The sequence below is a fragment of the Roseovarius sp. MBR-78 genome (assembly GCF_040547535.1).
Taxonomy (GTDB): domain Bacteria; phylum Pseudomonadota; class Alphaproteobacteria; order Rhodobacterales; family Rhodobacteraceae; genus Roseovarius.
The window spans coordinates 156,314-174,864 of record NZ_JBEPPX010000003.1 but is presented as its reverse complement, the minus strand read 5'-3'; the positions used below and the strand labels follow the sequence as shown (position 1 = coordinate 174,864).

Here is an 18,551-nt window from a genome sequence, read left to right as displayed (position 1 = left end):
GCCGATCCCCGGCGCGTGCCGGGAATTCTTGCCGGAATTGACCAGATGGTGCCACAATCCTACCCTAGCTTGCAGAAACGAACCTGCGCCACCCGAGCCACGCGTCACCTGTCAAGGACCGCCATGACCATTCAAGCCCCGCCTCCCGCGCAAACCATAAAGGTGTTCGAGGCCGCCGACCTGCGCGTGGTCAGCGGGGCCAATCTCGGCGATGCGCTCACCTTCGCCGCCGAGCTTGACCTCGATGACATCTACGAGCTTGGCGCGCGGGCGCGGTCGCGGCAACTGGCGCTTGTGATGGAAGGGGTCGGCCCGTTTCGCATCGCCGAAGGATCGGGGATCGGCACGCCCGGTGCGCCGGTGCATCTCGATTGCTGCCTCACGCTGATGCCCGCCACGGGCAACGTGGCCGAGGTGCTGATCTTTGTCGAGACCGATGCCGAGGGCTGCGTGGCCAATGTGCTTGCCATGCCGCTTGCCCATATCGTGCCGCGCACCGGCTATGCGCTGGTGCGTATCGACCGGGGCGGCGCACGCCAGCGGTTCGCGCAGGCCGCCTGCGTGTCGTTCACGCGCGGCACGCGGATCACGATGGCGACGGGCGCGCAGAAACCGGTGGAAACGCTGCAACCCGGCGACATGGTGCTGACCCGCGACGAGGGCCCGCAGCCGCTGCGCTGGATCGGGCAGACCACGCTGCGCGCGGTGGGTGATTTCGCCCCGGTGCGCATCCGCGCGGGCGCGCTCAACAACGAGGGTGATCTTCTGGTCAGCCCCGATCACCGGCTGTTCATCTATCAGCGCGACGACGCGATGGGCGCCGGGCGGCGCGAGGTGCTGGTGCGCGCGCGCCACCTTGTCAACGGTGACAGCGTGCGCGTGGAAACCGGCGGCCATATCGACTATGTGCAGCTTTTGTTTGACCGCCACCAGATCATCTTTGCCGAGGGGATCGCCGCCGAAACCCTGCTGCTCGATCCGCGCACCCGATCGGCCCTGCCATCCGAGTTGTTGCCCGACACCGCAGGCCACGACACCCCCGCGCATCTGCAATTCGAGATCGGGCGCGCCCTGCTCGACCATCCCGACGCCGCCGACCTCTTGCGCCGCGCCTCGCTGCGCTGAGCGGGCAGGGGGCAGGACCAAGGCCAAGGCCCATTGCGCCGCCGCAGGCGCGCCAGTATATGGCGGCCATGCTGGACCAGACCCAAAATCGCCCCGATCTGCCCGCCGAGATTGCCCGGCGGCGCACATTTGCCATCATCTCGCACCCCGATGCCGGCAAGACCACGCTGACCGAGAAATTCCTGCTCTATGGCGGCGCGATCCAGATGGCGGGGCAGGTCCGCGCCAAGGGCGAGGCGCGGCGCACGCGCTCGGATTTCATGCAGATGGAAAAGGACCGGGGGATTTCGGTCTCGGCCTCGGCGATGTCCTTCGATTTCGGGAATTTCCGGTTCAACCTCGTGGACACGCCCGGCCACTCGGATTTTTCCGAGGATACTTACCGCACGCTGACCGCGGTTGATGCGGCGGTGATGGTGATCGACGGGGCCAAGGGGGTCGAGAGCCAGACCCGCAAGCTCTTTGAGGTCTGCCGGATGCGCGACCTGCCGATCCTGACCTTCTGCAACAAGATGGACCGCGAGGCGCGCGAGACGTTCGAGATCATCGACGAGATCCAGGAAACCCTTGCCATCCATGTCACGCCGGCAAGCTGGCCCATCGGCATGGGGCGCGATTTCCTGGGCTGTTATGACATGATCCACGACCGGCTGGAGCTGATGGACCGCGCCGACCGCAACCGCGTGGCCGAGACCGTCGCCATCGACGGGCTCGATGATCCGAAAATGGCCGAGCACATCCCCGCCGACCTGCTGGCCAAGCTGCGCGAGGATGTCGAGATGGCGCGCGAATTGCTGCCTGTGCTCGATGTCGCGGCGGTGCGCGAGGGGCATATGACGCCGATCTGGTTCGGCTCCGCGATCAATTCCTTCGGCGTGCGCGAGTTGATGCAGGGCATCGGCGCCTATGCCCCCGAGCCGCAGCCGCAAAAGGCCACCCCGCGCCAGATCGCCCCCGAGGAGGAGGCGGTAAGCGGCTTTGTCTTCAAGGTGCAGGCCAATATGGACCCCAAGCATCGCGATCGCGTGGCGTTCCTGCGCCTTGCCTCGGGGCATTTCCGGCGCGGCATGAAGCTTACCCATGTGCGCGCGAAAAAGACGATGACGATCTCGGCCCCGGTGCTGTTTCTCGCCGCCGATCGCGAGCTTGCCGAAGAGGCCTGGGCGGGCGATATCATCGGCATTCCCAACCACGGGCAGTTGCGCATCGGCGACACGCTGACCGAGGGCGAGAGCCTGCGCGTGAGCGGCATTCCGTCCTTCGCCCCGGAACTGCTGCAACAGGCCCGCGCGGGCGACCCGATGAAGGCCAAGCACCTGGAAAAGGCGCTGATGCAATTTGCCGAGGAGGGTGCGGCCAAGGTGTTCAAGCCCGCCTTTGGGTCGGGCTTTATCGTTGGCGTGGTGGGGCAGTTGCAATTCGATGTTCTGGGCAGCCGGATCGAGCTTGAATACGGGCTTCCGGTGCGCTTCGAGGCGTCGCAATTCACCTCCGCGCGCTGGGTGACGGGCGACAAGGCGGCGGTCGAGACCTTCATCACCGCCAACAAGCAGCACATCGCCCATGACAATGACGGCGACGTGGTCTATCTCACGCGGTTGCAATGGGATATCGACCGCGTGGCGCGCGATTACCCCGAGGTGACGCTCTCGGCGACCAAGGAGATGATGGTTTAGGGGGCTGGGCTGGAGTTGCCAGTCGATATGATCGATGAGCCGCGCGGCGGCGCGCCAAGGCGCGCCTCGAGTCCGCGCAACGGGCATCGCCGCCAACGTCCCCGTCAGGCCAGCCACAACAGGTGCCCGACGGCATCGCACATGGCAGGCCGGATCAGCATCGGGCAACATCTGTCGGATGTCGAACACGGGGCGGATCGTCTGCGTCGCGTATCTCTCTCACCGTGTGATGCGGGCGATGATCCGCAAGGTGATGATCGGCCCGACCAGATCGGGGTAGCCCGAGGCACCGAACGCGTGCCGGTCGATCTTGCCGGTGAGCCGCACCGTCAGGGTATCGAGCGCCGCCGGATCGGCACCGCGCTGGCGGTAGAGACCGGCATCGAGCGTCACCGGGCGGGTGATACCGCGCACGGTCAGCAGCCCCTTGATGCGCGCCGCCTGCACCGTGCCGGTGATGCGCGTGGAGCGGAAGGTGATCGACGGGTGGCGCGCGGTGTCGAGCACGCGCGGGCCGCGCATCGCCTGCGTGGCGAGGAAGAAGCCCGCGCGCGCTCCGCTTGCGTCGAGCGTCACCGCCACCTCGCTTGCGGTGATGTCGCGCAGGTCGAGGCGGATATCGGCGGCGGCCACGGGCATCGTGCCGCTGTTGTCGCCCTCGATGAACTCATAGGTGAAGCCCACGGTCGAGCGCGCGACGTCGAGCCGCCAGGCCTCGGGTGCGGCGAGGCTTTGGGTGGCGAGGAGGACAAGCGCGAGGATGAGCCGGATCATGCGTGGTGATATGGCGCGGCGGCGCGGGGCGGGTATCACGATTGCGTGATGGCCCATGCGCCGGGGCGGCCCGAGAGGTGCCACTCGGCGGGCGGCGCGCTGCGGTGGCGGCGGCGGGAAAGGTGCCAGCGGTCGGCCTCGGGCAGATGCGCCGGGGCCATGTGCCAGCGGCTCTCGACCCCCGGCGCGCCGCCCTCGCCGGGGGTGAGGATCAGCCCGAGAGGGGGGCGGCGCGCGCGGCTGCCGCCCTCTGCGGCGGCAAGGTGCAGGCGGCGCACGGGGGTAAGGCCGGGTGGTTCTGGCAGATCGGCCACCACCAGCGGCACGGCCCCGCTGCGCAGCGCCTCTTCCATGCACCACAAGAGATCGTTGCGATGCGCAGGCGTGACGAAGATGAGGCGCTCCGGCCCGGCGAGAGGGGCAAGGCCGCACGGCTCGGGGCGGTCGGTGGCCCAGGCGGGGGCGATCCAGAGCACCGGCCCCGAAAGCGCGCCCGCCACCAGCATTGCCCATGTGTGCCGCGCAGGCCCGCAGCCCTCGTGCAGCCGACCGGGGGCGAGCGCGAGCGGGCCTGCGACGGGCAGGGCCGGGTGCGGGATATGGGCGAGGGCGGTCATGGGGCGAGGATAGCGTGTTTATGGTTTGTTCTCAAGCGGGGAGGTGTTTTGGTGTCGGGCGGCTCTCGGGCTTGCCCCGAGGGTGACGCTCCGGCTTGCAATCGCGAGGGGCGCGGGCGTAGCCTGCACCGCAGGTGTTAGCGATATCAGAGGGCGGCATGGGCAAGGCACGGATCGGCATTTACGGGCTGGGCACGATGGGCAGCGCGCTGGCGCTGAACATGGCCGACCACGACATCGACGTGGCGGTGAGCAACCGCGAGGCCGATTGGATCGCGCCCTTCATCGCCGAGGCGGGGGGGCTGGCGGCGCGGCTCTATCCGCATGAAAGCCTTGAGGATTTCGTGGCCGCGCTGGCGCTGCCCCGGACCATCCTGTTCATGATCCCGTCCGGCCCGCCGATGGATGCGATGCTCGCGGCGATCACGCCTTTGCTCGCCCCCGGTGATATCGTGATCGACGGCGGCAACGCCGATTTCCATGACACAAGGCGGCGCGCGGCGGAATTGGCGGGGCTTGACCTGCATTTCGTCGGGTTGGGGGTTTCGGGGGGCGAGGAGGGCGCGCGGCACGGCCCTTCGATGATGATGGGCGGCAGCGATCATAGCTGGCAGCAGGTGCGCCCGATCCTCACCGCCATCGCCGCGCGGCACGAGGGCGTGCCTTGCGTGGCGCATCTTGGCCCCGACGGGGCGGGGCATTTCGTCAAGACAGTGCATAACGGCATCGAATATGCCGATATGCAGATCATCGCCGAGATCTACGGCCTTTTGCGCAACGGGGCCGCGCTCTCGCCGCCCGAAATCGCGGCGATCCTTGCGGAGTGGAACGCGGGGCCGCTGCGCTCTTTCCTGGTAGAGATCACCGCCGAGGTGCTGGCCGCGACCGACCCCGAGACCGGGCACCCGGTGGTCGATGTCATCAAGGACGCCGCCGGACAAAAGGGCACCGGGCGCTGGACGGTGATCGAGGCGCTGCGGCTGGGACAATCGGCAAGCGTGATCGAGGCCGCCGTGGGCGCGCGAAGCTGGTCCTCGGAAAAGGAATTGCGGCAGGCGGCCGAGGCGCGGCTCGGCGGGGCGGTGGGGGCGATCACCGCGACGCCCGAGGTGCTGGCCGAGGCGTTCATGGCGGCGCGTCTTCTGGCCTATGCGCAGGGCTTCCGGGTGCTTGCGGCGGCGTCAGTAGAATATGGCTGGGCGCTGGAGCCGGGCCTGATCGCGCGGATATGGCGGGCGGGCTGCATCATCCGCGCCGATCTGCTCGACGATATCGCCGGGGCCTTTGATGCGGGCGTGCCGGAGGGCGAGCTGATCCTGTCGCCGGGCTATGCCGAACGGCTGGTGCGGTATCTGCCGTCGTTGCGGCAGGTGGTGGCCGAGGCGGCGCATGGCGGCCACCCGGTGCCCGCGCTCGCGGCGGCGCTGGCGTGGTATGACACGATGCGGCACGGGCATGGCACCGCCGGCCTTATTCAGGCACAGCGCGACCGGTTCGGGCGGCACGGGTTCGAGCGGCTGGGGCAGGCGGGACGGCATCACGGGCCGTGGTGGAATTGATTGCAGCCTTGCGCAAAAACCGTGCAGCTTAAAAAAAAGGCCGAGCACTAAGCTCGGCCGAAGTCCAACAGGGAGGTATGAAAGTGACAGGCTCGCGCCCGTCTCATTCACACCTTGCAAATAATGGCGTCACCCCGACCGATCAAGATGAATAATGCCGCAAGTGCAGCATGTCCGGTATGATCGGGGCGCATGACTGCTTTGCGGCCTGCCCGGTTTGTGGGCATCGGCGCAATTGCTCCGCCTGTCGTGCCTCAGTCGCGCAGCGTGCGCCGATAGGCGATGATTTCCTCGTGGATGAAATCGCGGAAGGCCGAGACACGTTTGGATTGGCGCAATTCCTCGGGATAAGCGAGGAAGACCGGCACCTCGGTCGAGGCGATATCGGGCAGCACACGCACGATCTGGGGGAAATCATGTGCAAGGTAATCGGGCAACACACCTATGCCAAGATCGTGCAACACACCCTGAAGCACGCCGAAATAATTGTTGACCGTCAAGAGCGAGGAAATATCGTTGCTCATCAATTCGCTCACCAGCGTCGCCCCGGCGCCCACCTGCGCCGAGCGCGGGTTCTGGCAGATCAGGCGATGCGCCGACAGCGCGTCGGGGGTAACGGGCAGACCTATTTTTTCGGCATAGCTTTGGGTGGCGAAGAGGCACATATGCACGCTCATCAGCCGTTTGCGGATGAGGTCGGCCTGGCTTGGTTCCTTCATGCGGATGGCGACATCGGCCTCGCGCATGGGCAAATCGAGCACGCGTTCCTCAAGCATCAGGTCGATCTTGAGATCGGGGTATTTCGCGTAGAGCTTGGTCAGGCGAGGGGCAAGCCACAGCGTGCCGAAACCGGTGGTGGTGGTCACGCGCAATTCGCCGAACACTTCTTCCTCGCTGTCGCGGATGCGCGCGGTGGCGGCGTCGAGGCGTTTGAGCATCGCGCGGGTGGCGTCGAACAGCAATTCGCCCTGCTCGGTGAGAATCAGCCCCCGCGCATGGCGGTGAAACAGCGTCGCGTTGAGCGATTCCTCGAGCGCGCGCACCTGTCGCGACACCGCCGATTGCGACAGGTGCAGCATGTCACCGGCATGGGTGAGGCTACCGGCATCGGCAACCGCGTGAAATATTCTGAGCTTGTCCCAGTCCATGCGCATGTCTTTCAAAAAGCATCAGTGCCCTTGACGCAATAGCAGAAAACCGCGTCACGGCGATAGCAAGAGCACGATATTTTGACGAAATTCCGCTTTATGGGTCACAAATTGTGACCTATTATTGGCCTATACTGAGGCACGGCTCTCAGAAAGGGAGGCACGACATGACCACGCAAAAGGTTTCGCTGAACGACCGTTTCGATCTGGAAAAATCGCCGGTTCTGCTTAATGGCACGCAGGCGCTGGTGCGCCTGATGCTGATGCAAAAGGCACGCGACCGCGCGGCGGGGCTGAATACCGCAGGCTATGTCACCGGCTATCGCGGCTCGCCCCTTGGCGCGGTGGATTTGCAGATGACGCGCGCGGAAAAAATATTGCGTTCCAATGATATCCGCTTTCAGGAAGGGCTGAACGAGGACCTGGCCGCCACCGCGCTCTGGGGCACGCAGCAGGCGGAATTGCGCGGCGAGGGCACGCATGATGGCGTGTTTGGCCTCTGGTATGGCAAGGGGCCGGGGGTGGACCGCTCGGGCGACGTGATGCGCCACGCCAATATGGCGGGCACGTCAAAGCATGGCGGCGTGTTGATGGCGATGGGCGACGATCATACCGGCGAAAGCTCCACCGTGTGCCACCAATCCGATTGGGCGCTGGTCGATGCCTATATGCCGGTGCTGTCGCCTGCGGGCGTGCAGGAAATCCTTGATTTCGGGCTTTACGGTTTCGCGCTGTCGCGGTTCGCGGGGGTCTGGGCGGGGCTCAAGACGATGAAGGATACCGTGGAGGTGACAAGCGTCGTCGATGGCCGCCCCGACAGGCTGCAGTTCGTTCTGCCCGAGATCGACATGCCCGAGGGCGGGCTGAATATACGCCTCAACGATCACTGGATCACGCAAGAGGCGCGCATGATCGACCACAAGCGCTTTGCCGCCGAGGCGTTCAGCCATGCCAATGGCATGGATCGCCGCGTGCATGGCAAGCCGGGGGCCAAGATCGGGTTTGTCGCGGCGGGCAAGAACTGGCTCGATCTGGTTCATGCGCTGTCGCTGCTGGGGATTGACGGGGACGAATGCGCGCGGCTGGGGATCACCACCTACAAGGTCGGCCAGACCTTCCCGATGGATATGAAGGGCTTTCACGACTGGGCCGAGGGGCTGGAACTGATCGTGGTGGTCGAGGAAAAGCGCAAGCTCATAGAGGTGCAGATCAAGGAGGCGATATTCGATGATCGGCGCGGCCGCCGCGTCTATGGCTGGTATAAGGGCGGTGCCGGCGGGATGCACCGCGAGGAGCTTTTCCCGACACGCTATGCGCTCGATCCGGTGTGGATCGCGGAAAAGCTGGGCGATATCCTCATTGAGGAGGGGCGCGGCACCGACCGGATCAAGGCCGGGCTGGCCGCGATTGCCGAGGCGAAGAAGGCCGACAATGCCGAGGAAATCGCTGCGCGCCTGCCCTATTTCTGCTCGGGCTGCCCGCACAACACCTCGACCAAACTGCCCAAGGGCAGCCGTGCCTATGCCGGGATCGGCTGTCACATCATGGCGCTATGGATGGATCGCGAGACCTCGGGCTACACCCATATGGGCGGCGAGGGGGCGAACTGGATCGGCGAAGCGCCGTTTTCCAAGCGGCACCATGTGTTCCAGAACCTTGGCGACGGCACCTATAACCACTCGGGCATCCTCGCCATTCGCGCGGCGCTGGCGGCGAATACCACGATCACCTACAAGATCCTTTATAATGACGCGGTGGCCATGACCGGCGGACAGCCCAACGAGGGCGGCCTCAGCCCGCAGCGCATCGCGCAGGAATTGCGTGCGATGGGGGTGGCCCATATTTTTGTGGTCTACGACGAAAAGGAAGAGGTGGCGCGCGAGGGCTTTCCCGAGGGCGCGGCGTTTTCCGAGCGGGCAGACCTGCCGCGCGTGCAGGACCGCTGCACCGAGATCGAGGGTGTCAGCGTCATCCTCTATATCCAGACCTGCGCCGCCGAGAAGCGCCGCCGCCGCAAGCGCGGCAATTTTCCCGACCCGGACCGCCGCGTGTTCATCAACACCGATGTCTGCGAGGGCTGCGGCGATTGCGGGGGGCAATCCAATTGCGTCTCGATCGTGCCGGTAGAGACGGAACTGGGCCGCAAGCGGGCCATCGACCAGTCAAGCTGCAACAAGGATTTCTCCTGCCTCAAGGGGTTTTGCCCGTCTTTCGTGACGCTGGAAGGCGCGCAAATCCGCCGCGAGGCCAGCGCCGATCTGACGTTGCCGGACCTGCCCGCGCCCACGCTGCCCGAAATCCATGGCACGCATAACGTGGTGATCACCGGGGTGGGCGGCACCGGGGTCGTGACCATCGGCGCGATCCTTGCGCAGGCCGCGCAGATCGACGGCAAGGGCGCGGGCATGATGGAAATGGCCGGGCTCGCGCAGAAGGGCGGCGCGGTGCATATCCATTGCCGCATCGCCAATACCCCCGAGGAAATCAGCGCCATCCGCGTGGCCACCGGCGAGGCCGATGCCCTCATCGGTGGCGATCTGGTGGTGAGCGCGGGCGCAAAAACGCTGGGCCTGACGCGGCAGGGGCGCACCGGGGCGGTGGTCAACAGCCACGAGATCATCACCGGCGAGTTTACCCAAAGCCCCGAGTTCCGCCTGCCCGCCGAGCGGCTGGAACTGGCGCTTCAGGCGCGGCTGCGCGACGATGTGCAGCTTTTCGACGCGTCGGAACTTGCGCGCGTGGCGATGGGCGATTCGATCTATTCCAACATGATGGTATTCGGCGCGGCCTGGCAGCGGGGCCTGATCCCGCTCAGCCACGAGGCGATCACGGAGGCCATCCGCCTCAACGGCGCGGCGGTGGAGGCCAATCTGCGCGCCTTCGACGTGGGCCGTTGGGCGGCGCATGACCCGCAGGCGGCGGCGCGGCTGGTGACGCCTAGGGTGGTGGCGAAGCCGAAAACGCTTGAAGAGCGGATCGCCTATCGTGCCGACCACCTTGTGAAATATCAGGGCAAGCGGCTGGCCAAGCGCTATCGCAAGCTGGTGGACAGCGTGAGCGATGAGGGCGTGCGCGATGCGGTGGCGCAGGGCTATCACAAGCTTCTGGCCTACAAGGACGAATACGAGGTGGCGCGGCTGCATCTGGAGACGGAAGCGAAGGCGCGCGCCGAGTTCGGCGGGGATTTCACGATGAAATTCCACCTCGCCCCGCCGATCCTGCCCAAAACCGGCCCCGACGGACGGCCCGTCAAGCGCGAATATGGCCCCGGCATGTTGCGCGGCTTCCGGCTTCTGGCGCGGCTCAAGGGGTTGCGCGGCACGCCGCTTGATCCTTTCGGGCGCAGCGAGGAGCGGCGGATGGAGCGCGCGCTGATCCGTCAATACGAGGCCGACATGGCCGAGGTGCTGCCCAAACTCACGCCGCAGACGCGCGATGCGGTCATTGCGCTGGCGCTGCTGCCGCTCTCGATCCGCGGCTTTGGCCCGGTCAAGCAGGCCAATGCCGCCAAGGCGGAAAAGCGGCGCGAGGAGTTGCTGGCCGTGATCCGCGCGGGCGGGCCGGAAATGGCGCGTGCGGCAGAATGACCGTCATGAAAATGTCATGTGATCTGGTCATGGGTGTCGCATAAATTTAACAGGGCAGCGACTCAGCCCGAGGGAAGGCCCATGCGCCAGGAACGTCATATCGCCCGCGACATCAGCTATTCCTTTTCCGCCCAGACCAAGGGTGGACGGGCCATGATCCGCACGATGGAGAACCTCACCGGGCGGATCGGCCTGATCAAGCGTGCGGCGGGCTATGAGCACGAAGTGGCGCAGGGCCGCGATTTCTGGGAGGTGATCGTCGAGCGCTATGGCCTCAGCCTTGATATCATCGGCGGCAGTCTTGATCTGGTGCCGCGCGAGGGGCCATTGGTGCTGATTGCCAATCACCCCTACGGCATCCTCGACGGACTGATGATGGGCCATATCCTGCGCCGCACGCGCGGCGATTTCCGCATCCTCGCGCATCAGATCTTCCGCCGCGCCCCCGATCTCGAACGGGTGATCCTGCCGATCAGCTTTGACGAGAGCCGCGAGGCGGTCGCGCTCAACCTCGAGACGCGCAAGACGGCGCTGTCGTATCTGGGTCAGGGCGGGGCCATCGGCATTTTTCCCGGCGGCACGGTCAGCACGGCGGCCAAGCCGTTTTCGCGCCCGCTCGATCCCGGTTGGCGCGGCTTTACCGCGCGGATGATCGCCAAATCCGATGCCACTGTGCTGCCGGTCTATTTCGACGGTCACACCAGCCGCCTTTTTCAGCTTGCCAGCCATCTGCATGTCACGCTGCGCATGGGGCTCTTGATCAAGGAATTCCGCAAGCGGGTGGATACGCCGGTGCGCGTTGTCATCGGCGCGCCCATCCCGCGCGCCGATCTGGCCCCCTATGCGGGCGATACCAAATCGCTCATGGCGTTCCTGCGGCAAAAGACCTATGAGTTGTCGCCAAATCCGGTCGCGGCCTCCGAGATCGGGTTCGAATTCGACTGATTTCGCAGGTGGCCTCATGGCGGTTGGGATTTTCGATAGCGGGCTGGGTGGCCTGACGGTCTGGGATGCGGTGAGCAAACGCCTGCCCGAGGTGCCCATTGTCTATCTGGGCGACAACGCACACACGCCTTACGGGGTGCGCGACGCGGATGACATTTATGATCTGACCACGGCCTCGGTGTCGCGCCTGTTTGAGGCTGGTTGCGATCTGGTGATCCTTGCGTGCAACACCGCGTCTGCCGCCGCCCTGCGCCGGATGCAGGAGGCGTGGGTGCCCGCAGACAAGCGCGTGCTGGGCGTGTTCGTGCCGCTCATCGAGGCGCTGACTGAGCGGCAATGGGGCGACAATTCCCCCCCGCGCGAGGTGGCGGTGAAGAACGTCGCGCTGTTCGCCACGCCCGCCACGGTGGCAAGCCGCGCCTTTCAGCGTGAGCTTGCGTTTCGCGCCATCGGTGTCGATGTCGAGGCGCAGGCCTGCGGCGGCGTCGTGGATGCCATCGAGGAGGGCGACATGATCCTCGCCGAGGCGCTGGTGCGCAGCCATGTCGATGCGCTCCGCCGCAAGATGCCGCACCCGGAGGCCGCCGTGCTGGGCTGCACCCATTATCCGCTGGTGGAAGAGGTTTTCCGCGACGCGCTTGGCCCGGATGTGGCGGTCTATTCACAGCCCTCCCTCGTGGCGGCGAGCCTTGCCGATTACCTCGCCCGCCGCCCCGAGAAGGTGGGCGCGGGTGGTGAGGCGATGTTTCTCACCACGGGCGACCCCAAGCGCGTATCCTCCCGCGCGACGCAGTTTCTGCGACGAGAGATCACATTCCGCCCCGCCTGACCCTGCCAAACCATCCTCTGCGAGGACCAGATGACCCATAAAATCGCCATTCTCGGAGCCTCGGGCTATACCGGGGCAGAGCTTGTCCGCTTGATCGCCACCCATCCCGATCTCGAAATCGCCGCGCTGGCCGCCAATTCCAAGGCGGGCCAAGCGATGGGGCAGGTGTTCCCGCATCTGCGCCATCTCGACCTGCCGGACCTTGTGACGATCGAAGAGATTGATTTCACCGGCATTGACCTGTGTTTCTGCGCCCTGCCGCACAAGACCAGCCAGGAGGTGATCGCCGCCCTGCCGCGCGATTTGCGCATCGTGGACCTGTCGGCGGATTTCCGGCTGCGCGACCCGGCGGCCTATGAGAAATGGTATGGCAACCCCCATGCCGCGCCCGAGTTGCAGCGTGAGGCGGTCTATGGCCTGACCGAATTCTACCGCGAGGAAATCGCGGGCGCGCGGCTGGTGGCGGGGACGGGCTGCAACGCGGCGACGGGGCAGTATATCCTGCGCCCGCTGATCGCGGCGGGGGTGATTGATCTGGACGAGATCATCCTCGATTTGAAATGCGGCGTGTCGGGCGCGGGGCGCAGCCTCAAGGAAAACCTGCTTCATGCCGAGTTGTCCGAGGGCTATCACGCCTACGCGGTGGGCGGCACGCATCGTCATATGGGCGAGTTCGATCAGGAGTTTTCGCGCGTCGCCGGGCGGCCCGTGGAGATCCAGTTCACGCCCCATCTGGTGCCCGCCAATCGCGGCATTCTCGCCACCGGCTATGTGCGGGGCGACGCGGCGGAGATCCATGCCACGCTGGCGGCGGCCTATGCCGATGAGCCGTTCCTCATCACGCTTCCCTTGGGCGAGACGCCCAGCACGCGGCATATCCGGGGCAGCAATTTCTGCCATATCGGCGTGGTGGCGGATCGGCGCGCGGGGCGGGCCATCGTCATCGCGGCACTCGATAACCTGACAAAAGGTAGCAGCGGGCAGGCATTGCAAAACGCCAACCTGATGTTATCTCTGAGCGAGACAAGTGGCCTCATGCTGGCCCCGGTCTTTCCCTGATTGCGGGTGGAGCCCATGAAAACACTCAAGAAAAAACGCCGCGTTCAGGTTATCGCCATTGCCGCCATCGCGCTGATCGCGGCCACCGCGCTCATTGGCTACGGGATGCGCGACGGGATCAATTTCTTCCGCTCGCCCAGCCAGGTCGTGGCAGAACCGCCTGCGCCCACGGAAATATTCCGCATCGGCGGGCTGGTCGAGGAAGGCAGCATTCGCCGGGGCGAGGGCGAGACCGTGCGCTTTACCGTCACCGATGGCGGGGCCTCGGTGCCGGTCACCTTTACCGGCATCCTGCCCGATCTTTTTGCCGAGAATCAGGGCATGGTCGGCACCGGCTCGCTGCAAGACGGCGTGTTCGTGGCCTCGGAAATCCTCGCCAAGCATGACGAGGATTACATGCCCAAGGAGGTCGTGGACGCGCTCAAGGAACAGGGCGTCTATGTCGAGCCAAGCGGTGGCTGAGCGCCCCCAACCACCGCACGCGGCCCCAAGCCTGCGTTAACCACCGTTCCCCACCCTGCTTGCGTCAACCGCGCAAGAGGGGAACCGGATGCAGAGCGTCAGGCAGATTGCCGAGGAAATCGTCGCCCGCGAGGGTGGCTTCGTCAACGACCCGGACGATCCGGGCGGGGCCACGAATTTCGGGGTCACCATCCACACCATGCGCCGTCTCGGCCTCGATCTTGATCGCGACGGGGGGATTGACGCGGGCGATGTGCGCGCACTGAGCCGTGCGCAGGCCGTCGATATCTTTATCGAGCATTACTATCGCCGCCCCGGCATCGACCGCCTGCCCGAGGCGCTGCGCGCGAGCGTCTTTGACATGCAGGTCAATGCTGGCGCGAACGCGGTCCGCATCCTGCAGGTGCTGCTGCGCGAGATGGCTCATGCGGTCGATACCGATGGCGTGATCGGGCCGCAGACGGTGGCGGCGGCGCAGGCGGCGGCAGAGGCCGCGCCCGATCACATCGCCGATGCCTACGGGATCGCGCGGCGCAATTATTACCTCCGGCTTGCCGATGCCCGCCCCGCCAGCCGCAAATTCGCGCGCACGCGGGCAGGGGGCAAGGGCGGCTGGGTCCGGCGCGCCGAGGCATTCATCGCGCCGCGCTATCATCTGAGCGCGGCGGAATTCAGCGAGAGGGTGGCCCAATGGTAGGCGATATTCTTCGGGTGCTGTTCGGCGGCACCGGCAATGTCGTGCGCGAGACGGCAGAGGTGTTCCGCGTCAATGCCGAAGCCGCAGACGCGCGCGGGGCCGAGATGCAGCGCGCGGCGCTCGATCAGATGGCGGCAGAGTTTCGCGCCACCGACCGGGGCTTGTTCGACCGGATCATCGACGGGCTGAACCGCGTGCCGCGCCCGGCGATGGCGCTGGGCACGCTGGGGCTGATGGTGTCGGCGATGGTCGATCCCTTGTGGTTCGGCGAGCGCATGGCGGGGCTCGCGTTGGTGCCAGAGCCGCTCTGGTGGCTGCTGGGGGCGATCGTGAGCTTTTATTTTGGCGCGCGGCATCAGGCCAAGGGACAGGAATTCCAACGCTCTCTGGCCGCGACGTTGGCGCGCGCGCCGCAGGTTCTGGAGACGGTCCAGAGCCTGCGCGCGCTGCGCCATGACAGCCCCGGCGCCGCCGATCCCGGCGCGGACGCGCGCGTGACGCGGGCGGCGGTCGCTATGGGCGCGAACCCGGCGCTTGACGCGTGGCGCGCCGGAGGGTGAGGGCTGCCGCGACAATGTGATCCGGCTTTCTTGACGATTGCCATTGGACGGCGGGCGCGCCGGGATTATAGTCTGCTCATGATTATAGAACTCGGCCACTTTGCCCTCGCCCTCGCCTTTGTCGTGGCCTCTATTCAGGTCGTGATCCCGCTTGTCGGCGCGCATCGGCGCTGGCCCGGCTGGATGGCGGTGGCAGAGCCTGCCGCCACCGCGCAATTCCTGCTGGTGGCGGCGTCCTTTGCGGCGCTGACATATGCCTTTGTCACCTCGGATTTCTCGTTGCGGCTGGTGGTGCTCAACAGCCATACCGACAAGCCGTTGCTCTACAAGATCACCGGCGTTTGGGGCAATCACGAGGGCTCCATGCTGCTCTGGGTGATGATCGTGGCGCTGTTTGGCGCGGCGGTGGCGTGGTTCGGCGACAACCTGCCCCCCACGCTCAAGGCCCGCGTCCTGAGCGTGCAGGCGATGATCGGGGTGGCGTTCCTGGCCTTCGTTCTGTTCACCTCCAACCCGTTCCTGCGCATGGATGTGCCGCCCTTCAACGGGCAGGATCTCAACCCGCTGTTGCAGGATCCCGGCCTCGCGTTCCACCCGCCGTTTCTCTATCTCGGCTATGTCGGCCTCTCGATGACCTTCTCCTTTGCCGTCGCGGCGCTCATTGAGGGGCGTGTGGATGCCGCCTGGGGCCGCTGGGTGCGGCCCTGGACGCTGGCGGCGTGGATCTTCCTGACCATCGGTATCGGGCTTGGCTCCTGGTGGGCCTATTACGAGCTGGGCTGGGGCGGGTTCTGGTTCTGGGACCCGGTGGAAAATGCCTCGTTCATGCCATGGCTGATTGCGGCGGCGCTACTTCACTCCGCCATCGTGGTGGAAAAGCGCGAGGCGCTGAAAAGCTGGACGATCCTTTTGGCGATCATCGCCTTCGGATTCTCAATGGTGGGGGCATTCATCACCCGTTCGGGCGTGCTGACAAGCGTGCATGCCTTTGCCACCGACCCCGAGCGCGGGGTGTTCCTGCTGGGCATCCTCGCGGTGTTCATGATCGGCGCGCTGACGCTTTTCGCGATGCGCGCGGGGGTGATGCAGGCCAAGGGCGTGTTCGGCGTGCTGAGCCGCGAATCGGTGTTGGTGCTCAACAATATCCTGCTGGCGGTCGCGGCCTTCGTGGTGTTTTTCGGCACGATCTGGCCGCTGGTGGCGGAAATGCTGTTCGACCGCAAGCTGTCGGTCGGTGCGCCGTTCTTCAACGCGGCCTTCACGCCGTTCATGGTGTTGCTGGGCCTCGTGTTGCCTCTGGGCGCGATGATGGCGTGGAAACGCGCCAAGCCGGGCCGCGCGATGCGCAGCCTCGCCCCGGCCTTCGCACTGGCGGTGGCGGTGGGCGCGCTCGCCTGGGCGATGCAGAGCGGGCGTTCGGCGCTGGGGCCGATGGGGCTTTTCTTCGCGGCGTGGCTGATCTCCGGTGCCGCGGTAGAGCTTTGGTCGCGCACCGGACGCGGGGCAGGGCGGTTCGCGCGGCTGCGGCGGCTGCCGCGCGCCGATTGGGGCAAGGCGGTGGCCCATGGCGGGCTTGGCGTGACGATGGCCGGGATCGCCGCTATGATGGCCTGGCAGGCCGAGGATATCCGCGTGATGCAGACCGGCGACACGGTCGAGCTTGCAGGCTATACGCTGCGGCTTGACGAGGTGCGCCAGGAGCAGGGGCCGAATTACCTTGCCACCATCGCGGTGCTGACGCTGGGCCGCGACGGGCGTGAGATTGCCACCATGCGCCCGGAAAAACGCATCTACCCCGTGGCCGCCCTGCCCACCACCGAGGCCGCGCTGCATAACAGCTTTTTGCGCGACATCTACGTCGCGATCGGCGATCCGCAGGAGGGCGGCGGCTGGGCGGTGCGCAGCTATTACAAGCCGCTGGCGAACTGGATCTGGGGCGGCTCGATCCTGATGGCGCTGGGCGGGTTCCTGTCACTCAGCGACCGGCGGTTCCGGGTGGCGGCGGGCGCGCGGAAGCAGCCGCAGGGGGTGCCTGCGGAATGAAACGGCTGATCCTCGCGCTTTGCGTCATCGCGGCCCCGGCCTGGGCGGTGAAACCCGATGAAATCCTCGACGATCCGGCGCTGGAGGCGCGGGCGCGTGAGATATCGGCGGGGCTGCGCTGTCTTGTCTGCCGCAACGAGAATATCGACGATTCCAACGCCGAGCTGGCCCGCGATCTGCGCCTTCTGGTGCGCGAGCGGCTGGTGGCGGGCGACAGCAACGAGGAGACGGTGGCCTATATCGTCGATCGCTACGGCGAATATGTGCTGCTCAATCCCACCGCCGAGGGGGCCAACCTGCTGTTGTGGCTGGCCGGGCCGTTGATGCTTGGCGCGGGGCTGCTGATGGGCGGGCTTTACATGCGCCGCCGCTCAACGGCTGCCGAGCCCGAGGCGCGACGGCTCAGCGCCGAGGAAGAGGACCGGCTGCGCGAAATCCTGCGGGAGTGACGCGCGGTTGCCCTTGGCCTTGGCGCTGGCTTGCGCTTTGATGGCGCGACATTACCTATGAGGCGCGACACCATGAAGGATTACCAGACCATCACCCTCGATCTCGCGGGCGGCGTGGCCACGCTGCGGCTCAACCGGCCCGAGCGGATGAACGCGCTCAACACGCCGATGCGCGCCGAGATCACCGATGCCATGACCCATGCGGGCCGCACCGCGCGGGTGGTGGTGCTGACCGGCAATGGCCGCGCCTTCTGTTCGGGCCAGGACCTGAGCGATGGCGGCAACGCCGCCACCCTCGATCTGGAGCGGGTGCTGCGCGAGGAATACGTGCCGATGCTGCGCGCGATCACCGATTGCCCGGTGCCGGTGATTTCAGCGGTGAACGGGCCTGCGGCGGGGGCGGGGGCCAATCTCGCGCTGGCGGCGGATGTGGTGATCGCGACCGAGAGCGCCTATTTCCTCCAGGCCTTTGCCCGGATCGGCCTGATGCCCGACGCTGGCGGCACCTGGGCGCTGCCGCGCCAGGTGGGCTTTGCCAAGGCGATGGGGGCGGCGCTTTTCGCCGAGCCGGTCAGCGCCCGGCAGGCCAGCGATTGGGGCATGATCTGGGAGGCCGTCGGCGATGACGCGTTCGAGGCCCATTGGCAGGCCCGCGCCACGCAGCTCGCCGAGGGGCCGACACAGGCCTACAAGGCGATCAAGGAGGCGATCCGCGGCTCGTGGGATAACGCGCTTGACGGCCAGTTGGAGATAGAGGCGCGGCTGCAAGGGGCCTGCGGGCAAAGCCGCGATTTCCAGGAAGGCGTGCTCGCCTTTCTCGAAAAGCGCCCCGCGCGGTTCGAGGGGCGGTAGCGGGCGATATCTGACGGATATGGCGCAAGGATGATCGGGCTTGCCATGCTGCGCGGTGCGGAGGGATGGCCATGACCTGCCATTCAAGGCTTCAGAGACGAGCCGCGCGGTCGCTGGGCCGGGGACTAGCGATGCAACGACGGAAACTGCCGCTTTATGGCAGCCAAAT

Annotated in this window: 16 protein-coding genes; 13 read left to right on the top strand and 3 right to left on the bottom strand. The window is 66.2% G+C overall.

Annotated features, from left to right (window positions below):
* The first annotated feature begins 123 nt into the window (after positions 1 to 123).
* The gene (locus tag ABIE58_RS03735; RefSeq protein WP_354543345.1) at positions 124 to 1,125 is read left to right on the top strand and encodes a Hint domain-containing protein; all 1,002 of its coding nucleotides are present in this window, start codon (positions 124 to 126) and stop codon (positions 1,123 to 1,125) included.
* 68 nt (positions 1,126 to 1,193) lie between these two features.
* Positions 1,194 to 2,801 carry a peptide chain release factor 3 gene (locus ABIE58_RS03730; RefSeq protein ID WP_354543344.1) on the top strand — a complete coding sequence of 536 codons (1,608 nt, stop codon included), beginning with the start codon at positions 1,194 to 1,196 and terminating at the stop codon, positions 2,799 to 2,801.
* A gap of 219 nt (positions 2,802 to 3,020) precedes the next feature.
* Here ABIE58_RS03730 and ABIE58_RS03725 read toward each other — a convergent pair whose 3' ends face one another.
* Both ABIE58_RS03725 and ABIE58_RS03720 read right to left on the bottom strand, forming a co-directional pair.
* Complete coding sequence (locus ABIE58_RS03725) at positions 3,021 to 3,575, bottom strand: YceI family protein (protein ID WP_354543343.1); 555 nt, start codon at positions 3,573 to 3,575, stop codon at positions 3,021 to 3,023.
* A 35-nt stretch (positions 3,576 to 3,610) separates the two neighbouring features.
* Entirely contained in the window at positions 3,611 to 4,192 is a 582-nt protein-coding gene (locus ABIE58_RS03720; RefSeq protein ID WP_354543342.1) for an ImuA family protein, read from the bottom strand.
* 158 nt (positions 4,193 to 4,350) lie between these two features.
* Here ABIE58_RS03720 and gnd point away from each other — a divergent pair, with 158 nt between their 5' ends.
* Complete coding sequence (gene gnd / locus ABIE58_RS03715) at positions 4,351 to 5,751, top strand: NADP-dependent phosphogluconate dehydrogenase (protein ID WP_354543341.1); 1,401 nt, start codon at positions 4,351 to 4,353, stop codon at positions 5,749 to 5,751.
* A 254-nt stretch (positions 5,752 to 6,005) separates the two neighbouring features.
* Here gnd and ABIE58_RS03710 read toward each other — a convergent pair whose 3' ends face one another.
* Positions 6,006 to 6,899 (bottom strand): LysR family transcriptional regulator, encoded by an 894-nt coding sequence (locus ABIE58_RS03710; RefSeq protein ID WP_354543340.1) that lies wholly within the window; start codon positions 6,897 to 6,899, stop codon positions 6,006 to 6,008.
* A gap of 167 nt (positions 6,900 to 7,066) precedes the next feature.
* Between ABIE58_RS03710 and ABIE58_RS03705 the strand changes: the two genes are divergently transcribed.
* The 10 genes from ABIE58_RS03705 (at position 7,067) to ABIE58_RS03660 (ending at position 18,382) form a co-directional block, all read left to right on the top strand.
* A complete protein-coding gene (locus tag ABIE58_RS03705; protein ID WP_354543339.1) occupies positions 7,067 to 10,486 on the top strand; it encodes an indolepyruvate ferredoxin oxidoreductase family protein in 3,420 nt (1,139 codons plus the stop codon).
* Positions 10,487 to 10,567: 81 nt separating this feature from the next.
* A complete protein-coding gene (locus tag ABIE58_RS03700; RefSeq protein WP_354543338.1) occupies positions 10,568 to 11,431 on the top strand; it encodes a lysophospholipid acyltransferase family protein in 864 nt (287 codons plus the stop codon).
* Between the two features lie 16 nt (positions 11,432 to 11,447).
* Entirely contained in the window at positions 11,448 to 12,260 is an 813-nt protein-coding gene (locus tag ABIE58_RS03695; RefSeq protein ID WP_354543337.1) for a glutamate racemase, read from the top strand.
* Positions 12,261 to 12,290: 30 nt separating this feature from the next.
* A complete protein-coding gene (gene argC, locus ABIE58_RS03690) occupies positions 12,291 to 13,319 on the top strand; it encodes an N-acetyl-gamma-glutamyl-phosphate reductase (RefSeq protein ID WP_354543336.1) in 1,029 nt (342 codons plus the stop codon).
* Positions 13,320 to 13,334: 15 nt separating this feature from the next.
* Positions 13,335 to 13,781: a cytochrome c maturation protein CcmE gene (ccmE, locus tag ABIE58_RS03685; RefSeq protein ID WP_354543335.1), complete on the top strand. Its 447-nt coding sequence runs from the start codon at positions 13,335 to 13,337 to the stop codon at positions 13,779 to 13,781.
* A gap of 88 nt (positions 13,782 to 13,869) precedes the next feature.
* Positions 13,870 to 14,478, top strand: a complete 609-nt coding sequence (locus tag ABIE58_RS03680) for a holin-associated N-acetylmuramidase (RefSeq protein ID WP_354543334.1) — start codon at positions 13,870 to 13,872, stop codon at positions 14,476 to 14,478.
* Positions 14,472 to 15,038, top strand: a complete 567-nt coding sequence (locus ABIE58_RS03675) for a holin family protein (RefSeq protein ID WP_354543333.1) — start codon at positions 14,472 to 14,474, stop codon at positions 15,036 to 15,038. The genes ABIE58_RS03680 and ABIE58_RS03675 overlap by 7 nt, the downstream gene beginning before the upstream one ends.
* 78 nt (positions 15,039 to 15,116) lie before the next feature.
* Positions 15,117 to 17,081 (top strand): heme lyase CcmF/NrfE family subunit, encoded by a 1,965-nt coding sequence (locus tag ABIE58_RS03670; protein WP_354543332.1) that lies wholly within the window; start codon positions 15,117 to 15,119, stop codon positions 17,079 to 17,081.
* Entirely contained in the window at positions 17,078 to 17,530 is a 453-nt protein-coding gene (locus ABIE58_RS03665; protein ID WP_354543331.1) for a cytochrome c-type biogenesis protein, read from the top strand. The genes ABIE58_RS03670 and ABIE58_RS03665 overlap by 4 nt, the downstream gene beginning before the upstream one ends.
* Positions 17,531 to 17,602: 72 nt before the next feature.
* Positions 17,603 to 18,382 (top strand): enoyl-CoA hydratase-related protein, encoded by a 780-nt coding sequence (locus ABIE58_RS03660; RefSeq protein ID WP_354543330.1) that lies wholly within the window; start codon positions 17,603 to 17,605, stop codon positions 18,380 to 18,382.
* Positions 18,383 to 18,551: the final 169 nt, after the last annotated feature.